This window comes from Microbacterium sp. BF1, from assembly GCF_019279095.1.
Classification (GTDB): Bacteria; Actinomycetota; Actinomycetes; order Actinomycetales; family Microbacteriaceae; genus Microbacterium; species Microbacterium maritypicum.
Window position 1 is genome coordinate 1 of sequence record NZ_JAGYWT010000261.1, and the last position, 3,394, is coordinate 3,394.

Below are 3,394 nucleotides of genomic sequence, written 5' to 3' on the forward strand. Positions count from 1 at the left end.
CTCGTCGCGGCCGGCTCGCTGAGCCCGCGTGGGGTCAGCTCGTGGCGGGAGAGGTGTCGACTGCGGCATCCTCGTATTCTCCCCCGTGCGGTCGCTGCGCACCTCGATCGGTGGTGGATTCGTCCGCACCACTCTTTCCCGGCCACCACATCCGATCCCCGACGATCGCGAAGATCGCAGGGACCACGAGGGTGCGCACCACGAAGGTGTCGACGAGCACGCCGATGCCGACGATGAGCCCGATCTGTCCGAGAGTGACCAGCGGCAGCAGCCCGAGGGCGGCGAACACCGCTGCGAGCACGACACCGGCGCTGGTGATCACGCCGCCCGTCGCCGTGAGCGCTCGGACCATCCCCTGGCGCGTGCCGACCGTCCGCGCCTCCACGCGCGCCCGGTGCACCAGGAAGATCGTGTAGTCGATTCCGAGCGCCACCAGGAACAGGAACGACAGCAGCGGCACCTGCAGGTCGAGGGCATCCCATCCGAACAGCACCCGGCTCAGCCAGGTGCCCGCGCCGATCGCGGCGACGGCGCTGAGGATGTTCACCAGGAGCAGCAGCACGGGTGCCACCAGGGAGCGCAGCAGCACGATCAGGACGAGCAGACTCACCGCGAGCACGAGCGACGGCCCGACCATCAAGGGCGGCGCCTACCCGATCAGCACGCAGTCCTTCCGCGCCGGGCAGGCGCGCGTGGCATGGTCGGCGAACTACGACGCCGACAACGCGCGGCTGACGTACGAGGTCTTCCGCCGCGACGTGGCGCAGCCCGTGTACACGACGACTGCGGACTCCACCTACTGGGTCCGCCCGCGCCTCACCTACTCGGACACCGCCGTGACCGCGGGGCAGACCTACGAGTACCGCGTGAAGGTCACCGACCCGAACGGCAACTCGACCACGTCGGACTGGACGTCGGTCAAGATCGCCGACGCGGGCACGTCGAACGCCTACAACGAGGCCATCCTCGCCTGGGCAAGCCGGCACCTGTCGGGCGGAGGGCAGCCCCGATATCGCATCGCGCAGCCCCGCACGCCGCACAGGTGAAGATGCACAGCGCATCTCGCATCACCGCGTGCCGATCATCGTGACGAGGGTGGGTCAGGGGACCTTCCGCTTCTTCTTCGTACCCCTGGGGCGAGAGTGCCTGCGATAAAATCGAGTTCTGCTCAGCCCCGTTGGCTGAGGCGGTCAGGTGCCGAGAGGCACGCTGATCCGAGGCTCGAAACCTCCGGCATCCTCAACAGACACCGGAGGTTTTTCCATGTCTTCTTCCCTGCGCGCCCATCCTCGTTCCCGGTGGTGGGCACTCATCGTCATCTCGCTCACGCAACTGGTCGTCGTCCTCGACTGCACGATCTTGAACATCGCCCTGCCCCGCGCCCAAGCTGCCCTCGGGCTCTCGGACGGGCAGCGACAGTGGGTCGTCACGGCCTACGCCCTGGCTTTCGGGGCCCTGCTGCTGCTCGGCGGCCGGATCGCCGACTACGTCGGGCGCAAGCGCGTCTTCATGATCGGCATGGTCGGATTCGGAGCGGCATCTCTGTACGGCGAGTTCGCACAGCAGGGGTGGGAACTGATCCTCGCTCGCGGGCTGCAGGGGGCCTTCGCCGCCCTCCTCGCGCCCGCCGCGCTCGCCCTTCTCACCGTCACGTTCCCCTCGGGGCGGGAGCGGAACACCGCATTCGCCGTCTTCGGAACCGTGGCCGGCACCGGCGCAGCCGTCGGGTTGCTCCTCGGCGGCGTGCTCACCGAGTTCGCCGACTGGCGCTGGTGTCTCCTGGTCAACCTCTTCTTCGTCGCGATCGGCGTGATCGGCGGCGCACTCTTCCTGACCGAGAGCAAGGCAGAGGGCGAGAACCGCTACGACGTCTGGGGTGCGATCTGCGTGACCCTCGGCCTCGGTGCGCTCGTCTACGGATTCAGCCGTGCCGAGAACGGGTGGGCCGATCCGCTGACGATCGCATTCCTCGCCATCGGGGTCGTGCTCCTGGCCGTGTTCGTCTGGGTGGAGAGCCGGGTGGCGCAGCCGCTGCTACCCCTGCGCGTCGTCGCGGACCGAGTGCGAGGCGCGGCGTTCCTGATCCAGGGAATCGCCGGTGCGATCATGATCGGGGCAACGATCTACCTGACCTTCCACCTGCAGTTCGTGCTGGGCATGGGCGCGCTACAGGCGGGCCTCGCGAGCCTGCCGCTGCCGATCGCGACCATGGTTCTGGCCCCGATCGCGACCAAGCTGCTGTCGGTGATCGGCCCACGTCCGCAGCTGGTCGTCGGACCGCTGTTCGCCGTGGTCGGGCTGTTCCTGCTCTCCGGGATCACCCCGGACGGCGCCTACTTCGTGCAGATCGCTCCGGGACTGGTGCTCCTGGGCATCGGCATGGGGTTCGTCTTCATCCCGCTGCAGAACCTAGCGCTCTCGGGAGTCGCCCCGCATGACGCGGGAGTGGCGTCGGCGGTGGCGAACTCATCGATGCAGATCGGCGGCTCGATCGGCCTGTCGGTGTTCACCGCGGTGTACGCCGCCTCCGTCGGCGGTCGCTCTCAAGCCGATCTCGCACCGCAGCAGTTGACCGACGCCTACGGGTGGACCTTCATCACCGCGTCGATCCTCATGGTCGTGGCGTCCGTCATCGCCGCGACCATGGTGCGTGGCACGAAGGAGCAGCTGCTTCCGGCGCAGGACACGCCCGTTCTCACGGCGCACTGACGTGGTGGCGCGGCATCCGTTCCGGGGCGAGGATCCCGCATCGGGAACGGATGCCACGGCACGCCTCGGACGGAATGTCGGAGGGGGTTCGTACCCTGTGAGTATGCGCATCCTGCACACCTCCGACTGGCACATCGGCCGGACGTTCCATGGCAACTCGACCATGGACGCTCTCGCCGAGGTTCTCGGAGCGCTCACCGCACAGGTTCGCGACAACGCGGTCGATGTCGTCGTCATCGCGGGAGACGTGTTCGATTCCGCCACTCCGTCCGGCGCCGCCTACACCCTGCTGGGCGATGCGCTGGTGGCCCTGCACGAGACGGGTGCCCGTGTCATTGTCACGAGCGGCAACCACGACTCGGCCGCACGGCTCGGCTTCCAGGCCCGTCTGCTCCGCGAAGGCATCCACGTGTTGACTGACCCGCTGGCGGTCGGCGTCCCCGTCACCGTCGCCGATGCGCATGGGCCGGTGCACTTCTTCGGCATTCCCTATCTCGAGCCGGGGATCGTGCGCCAGCACTGGCCCGAGGGCGATGGCTCAGGGCGTCAGCTGCGCATTATCATCGAGGCTCGCGGAGACCGTGGGCTCGCGTCGGGAGAGATCGACGAGGACATCGTGCGGCTGGTCGCCCAGAACGAGCTCGAGGAGTCCAAGGCCGCCGGCACCGGGGGAGACAACGTCTTC

The 3,394-nt window shown here is 68.2% G+C and carries 3 protein-coding genes and 1 pseudogene; 3 read left to right on the plus strand and 1 reads right to left on the minus strand.

Annotated features, from left to right (window positions below):
- Positions 1-34: 34 nt before the first annotated feature.
- Positions 35-640 (minus strand): annotated as a pseudogene (locus tag KZA10_RS10045) (MMPL family transporter); the annotation flags it as partial.
- 52 nt (positions 641-692) lie between these two features.
- On the opposite strand from KZA10_RS10045, the gene KZA10_RS10050 reads away from it, so the two are divergent.
- From KZA10_RS10050 to KZA10_RS10060, 3 genes are all read left to right on the plus strand, one after another.
- A complete protein-coding gene (locus tag KZA10_RS10050; protein ID WP_218682789.1) occupies positions 693-1,046 on the plus strand; it encodes a hypothetical protein in 354 nt (117 codons plus the stop codon).
- A 217-nt stretch (positions 1,047-1,263) separates the two neighbouring features.
- Complete coding sequence (locus KZA10_RS10055; protein WP_218682790.1) at positions 1,264-2,709, plus strand: MFS transporter; 1,446 nt, start codon at positions 1,264-1,266, stop codon at positions 2,707-2,709.
- Positions 2,710-2,812: 103 nt separating this feature from the next.
- Positions 2,813-3,394, plus strand: a 582-nt coding sequence (locus KZA10_RS10060; protein WP_256934681.1) for an exonuclease subunit SbcD, incomplete at its 3' end; no start/stop codon positions are given.

Excerpts from the sequence above, each read along its gene's own strand:
- KZA10_RS10055 (WP_218682790.1), top strand. The coding sequence starts at position 1,264 with ATGTCTTCTTCCCTGCGCGCCCATCCTCGTTCCCGGTGGTGGGCACTC.